Annotated in this window: 6 protein-coding genes; 3 read left to right on the top strand and 3 right to left on the bottom strand. The window is 40.0% G+C overall.

The window, feature by feature from the left end; all coding sequences use genetic code 11:
• Positions 1 to 138 precede the first annotated feature (138 nt).
• Positions 139 to 1392, top strand: a complete 1254-nt coding sequence (gene pepT, locus ACR2F3_RS04370) for a peptidase T (protein ID WP_432708760.1) — start codon at positions 139 to 141, stop codon at positions 1390 to 1392.
• Between the two features lie 47 nt (positions 1393 to 1439).
• On the opposite strand, the gene ACR2F3_RS04365 is transcribed toward pepT, so the two are convergent.
• The 3 genes from ACR2F3_RS04365 to ACR2F3_RS04355 form a co-directional block, all read right to left on the bottom strand.
• Entirely contained in the window at positions 1440 to 2126 is a 687-nt protein-coding gene (locus tag ACR2F3_RS04365) for a class I SAM-dependent methyltransferase (RefSeq protein ID WP_432708759.1), read from the bottom strand.
• Between the two features lie 21 nt (positions 2127 to 2147).
• Positions 2148 to 3215 (bottom strand): mechanosensitive ion channel family protein, encoded by a 1068-nt coding sequence (locus ACR2F3_RS04360; protein WP_432708758.1) that lies wholly within the window; start codon positions 3213 to 3215, stop codon positions 2148 to 2150.
• A 112-nt stretch (positions 3216 to 3327) separates the two neighbouring features.
• Positions 3328 to 3546, bottom strand: a complete 219-nt coding sequence (locus ACR2F3_RS04355) for a YtxH domain-containing protein (RefSeq protein WP_432708757.1) — start codon at positions 3544 to 3546, stop codon at positions 3328 to 3330.
• Positions 3547 to 3758: 212 nt separating this feature from the next.
• Between ACR2F3_RS04355 and rplM the strand changes: the two genes are divergently transcribed.
• Together rplM and rpsI are read left to right on the top strand one after the other, a co-directional pair.
• Positions 3759 to 4202: a 50S ribosomal protein L13 gene (rplM, locus tag ACR2F3_RS04350; RefSeq protein WP_432708756.1), complete on the top strand. Its 444-nt coding sequence runs from the start codon at positions 3759 to 3761 to the stop codon at positions 4200 to 4202.
• Positions 4203 to 4218: 16 nt separating this feature from the next.
• Positions 4219 to 4499: 30S ribosomal protein S9 (gene rpsI / locus ACR2F3_RS04345; protein ID WP_432708755.1), on the top strand; the 281-nt coding region annotated here is incomplete at its 3' end.

The raw sequence follows: 4499 nt of genomic DNA, 5'->3' as shown, positions 1-4499 counted from the left end.
TATGATCTGGTTAATCCTGCGCCACCACCGAGGCTGAGCTTGTAGAAATTAGACTGTGCGACGACATTTAACGAAAAAGCGATGATGATGCTGGTTAGGATTATTTTCAATTTCTTTACCTTTATTTTTTTTAAATTTATGCTAAAATATCATAATAACACAAAAACTTTAGAAGAACGCTTTAAGAAGTACGTGCAAATAGATACACAATCTGATCCAGATTCTCCAGCCACCCCTTCTACCGAGAAGCAAAAGAACCTTGGCAGAACTTTGGTGGAGGAGTTATTGGCGATTGGCATTGCTGATGCGCACTTGGATCAGCATGGATATGTGTATGCAACTATTCCTGCTACGACCACTAAAAATGTCCCTGTGATCTGTTTCTGTTCGCACATGGATACTTCTCCTGATTGCAGTGGTTTAAATGTTAAACCGATTATTCATTATAATTACCAGGGCCAGGACCTTGTTTTGCCCGATGATGAAACGATCATCTTGAAACAAAGTGAGCACAGGGATTTAAAAAACCAAATTGGCAATGACATCATCACCGCCAGTGGCACCACTTTGCTAGGTGCAGACAATAAAGCCGGACTGGCAGAAATTATGGAAGCTGCGGCTTTTCTAGTTGCCCATCCGGAAGTAAAACATGGCGTGTTTAAGATTTTATTTACACCTGATGAAGAAATTGGCCGTGGGGTAGATAAGGTAGATCTTGAAAAACTAGGTGCTGATTTTGCCTATACAATTGATGGAGAAACATTAGGGTCTATTGAAGATGAAACTTTTTCTGCTGATGGTGCTGTTTTAACCATTAACGGGGTAAGTACACATCCTGGCTTTGCCAAAGGAAAAATGGAAAGTGCCATTAAAATCCTCAGCGCCATACTCGATGCCTTGCCAAAAGATAAATTAACCCCAGAAGCTACGCAGCAAAAAGAGGGATTTATTCATCCTGTAAGTATTCATGGTAATGTTGAGCAGGCACAGGCGCATTTTATACTGCGTGATTTTGACGATGCTTTGTTGATTCAGCATGGTCAAACATTAAGGGCTGTAGTGGAAGAGGTGTTGAAAGCTTATCCTAATTCTACTTATGAATTGAAAATTAGCGAGCAATACCGCAACATGAAGAAGGTGCTTCAACAACATCCTCAGGTAATTGAATATGGTGTACTTGCCATTGAAAGAGCTGGTATTGTACCAAAAAGACAAAGTATCAGAGGGGGAACAGATGGTTCAAGGTTATCTTTAATGGGCTTGCCTTGTCCTAATATCTTTGCTGGTGAACATGCTTTTCATGGTAAACAGGAGTGGGTATCTGTACAGGACATGGAAAAAGCAGTACAGACCATTATCAATATTGCCATGATCTGGGAAGAACAGGCGTAATTATTCTATTGCATCTGCGGAGCGAATGTTCCGCAGATGCAATTCTGCTAAAGCATTTTTAGCTGAGCAAGGTATTGGTCATGTTCATCAACCATGATAATTTCACAATGCCAGCCATTGCTTTCGGCTATGTTCTTTAGGGTAGTCTGGTCAATATATACCCATTTGAACCATTTTCCACGCTGTTGCTTGTATTCATAACTAAAGGCAACTTCGCCATAATAGGCATTGAGTGGGAATTGAATTTCCTGATAGAGATAAGAAATATCTGAACTGTCGAAAATCAACTGACCTCCGGGTTTTAAATAGGTTTTTGCTTTTTGAAGAAAGTTCGTAAAACCGATAATCGTACCGGTAACACCAATGCCATTCATCATGAAGAGCAGGGTGTCATAATCTGAGGCTTCTAATTCGAAGATATTTTGTTCTACGGCACATTTAACACCTCTTTGTTTCATGATGGAAACCGCTGTAGGGGAGATATCTAAGGCAGTAACGTTGAAATTTCTTTCTTGTAAAATCAGGGCATGACTGCCGGCGCCTGCACCAATATCTAATACTTTACCGCTGCAAAGTTCCAGTGCCTTTAGTTCCAGATCTGGCATCTCTCGTTCGCTTCTGAAAAATAAATCTACGGGCATCACCTCATCCTCACCATAAGAATTGTGTACCCATAAAGTTTCTGCTGTTCCTTTTACGAAATAATCATGTAAGGCGGTGCCCAAAATATCCATGGCGCAAAGGTAAGGATGAAATTAAGAAGTTTGCTTGTATTCAAGCCTTGTTTTCGGTAAACTATCAGGATAGTTGTCCCGTACAAAGGCAAGCATATGCTCCCTTACCATACAGCGGAGGTCAAATGCCTCTGAGGAATTCCTGGCGCTCATTAAAAACCTCACTTCAACGGTAGCTTCTTTATTGTCTGTTACCTGTACCACATTGACCCTTTTATCCCACAAAGGATTGTTAGTTAATATTTTGGTAAGTTCTTCTCGTAAAGGCGAAATGGGCAGGTTATAGTCAAAGTATAAAAATACGGTGCCCAAAAGTTCTGCCGAAACACGTGTCCAGTTTTGAAATGGTTTCTCAATAAAATAAGTAATGGGCAGTATAAGCCGGCGCTGGTCCCAAATGTTGACCACTACATACGTTAAAGTGATTTCTTCTACCCTTCCCCATTCTCCTTCCACAATCACTACATCATCAATTCTAATAGGCTGTGTAAAAGCAATCTGAAAACCAGCAAGAAGATTGCCTAGTGATTTTTGTGCGGCAAAACCGATGATGATTCCCCCAATTCCGACCCCGGTTAAGAGCCCGGCTCCTATTTTGCGCATACTTTCAAAGCTGAGTAAAATTATGGCTGCGGTAATGATGATAATTAAGCCTACGGCAAATTTCCTGATAAACTGCAGTTGGGTCCTCAGCTTTCTTTCTCTTAGATTGTCGGCTTTGGAGAGGTCGTAGTTATGGTAAAAGCCATCCTCTAATACTTTAATAAACTGAATGAGGAGGATACAGAAGTTAATGGTCAGTAAAATCTCCAGCACTCTATTGAGTTGTTGATGCCCGGTTGGGCTTAGCTTCATAAAGGCTATAGCTACATTGAGTAAGAGAAGAGGGAGGAAGACACCTACAGGCTTACTCAGGCGCCTCACAATTGAGCCGATAACGAAGGTGGCCCAATACCTGGAGAAAAATAGAAACGACCTTTTTAAAATAAATTTAATGACCACACCTGTAATAATGGCAATAAACCCAATAACCAGGTTGTGGAACAACTGGCTCCATGGGAAATCTGCAAACTGATCCAGGTATAACATCTAATAGCGTGAGTTCCGGCAATAGTGAGTGCGGAAAGGGCATAAGCTGAGTTAAGCGGTCATTACCGTTTAACTCAGCTATTCCCAGAATAGCACAAATAAAGCATGGTAATTATGCGGTTACTTTGCCAATAGAATCTTTCACCGAATCTTTTACTGTACTGGCAACATCTGCTAATTTGTCTTTTGAGGAATCGATAATATCGGCAAGCCAATCAGAAACACTCTCTTTAAGGTCGTCTCCTTTATCAGTAGATAATATTAAGGCCACAGCTGCACCTAAGGCAGCTCCTGCCAATAGTCCTGCAATAATTTTAGTCTCTTTTGTCATATTTTTAAGGTTTGTATTGTCAATATATGTAATAAACACGCATTACTGCGTTTTAGTTTTATCTTTGTACAAGTGGTAGTAGAACATTCGTTTATAAGCGATAATTATTCTTTTTAGCTAATCGTTTGATTATTAAAAGATTTCTATCTATCTTTGCAGTCCCTAAATTTTAGGGGCAATAAATGATTTATTAACAAATTAAATACAAGCAAGTGAATACGTTAAGTTACAAAACTGTCTCAGCCAATGCTAAAACTGTTAACAAACAGTGGGTTGTTGTTGATGCTCAAGGCGAGATTTTGGGGCGCTTGTCATCGAAGATCGCAATGATCATCCGTGGAAAAAACAAGCCTGATTACACCCCACACGTAGACTGCGGCGATAACGTTATCGTTATTAATGCAGACAAGGTTAAATTGACCGGGAATAAATTCAGTGAGAAACAATATGTTTCTTACACGGGTTACCCAGGTGGTCAACGTTTCATCTCTCCAAAAGAGTTAATGGCGAAACACCCTACACGTGTTATCGAAAAAGCTGTTCGTGGTATGTTACCTAAAACAAAACTTGGTGCTAAATTATACACCAATCTTTTTGTTTATGCAGGTGCTGAGCATCCTCACCAGGCACAATCTCCAACAACCATTACACTTTAATTAAAGGAAGAAAGAAATGTCAGTTACTAACACTTCAGGAAGAAGAAAAACTGCTGTTGCACGTATCTATTTAAAGGATGGCAACGGAGCGATTACCGTAAACGGTAAAGATCACAAAGTATATTTCCCAACATTACCTTTACAATATATTGTTAACCAAAGTTTAGAAGTAGCTGAACTTGTTGGTCAATATGATATCAATGTAAATGTTGCTGGCGGCGGGATTAAAGGCCAGGCAGAGGCTGTACGTTTAGCGATTGCTAAAGCTATTGTTGAATTAGATAAGTCAGATCGTAG

The organism is Pedobacter sp., assembly GCF_045627485.1.
Lineage (GTDB): Bacteria > Bacteroidota > Bacteroidia > Sphingobacteriales > Sphingobacteriaceae > Pedobacter.
This window is presented reverse-complemented; position numbering and strand designations above follow the sequence as displayed.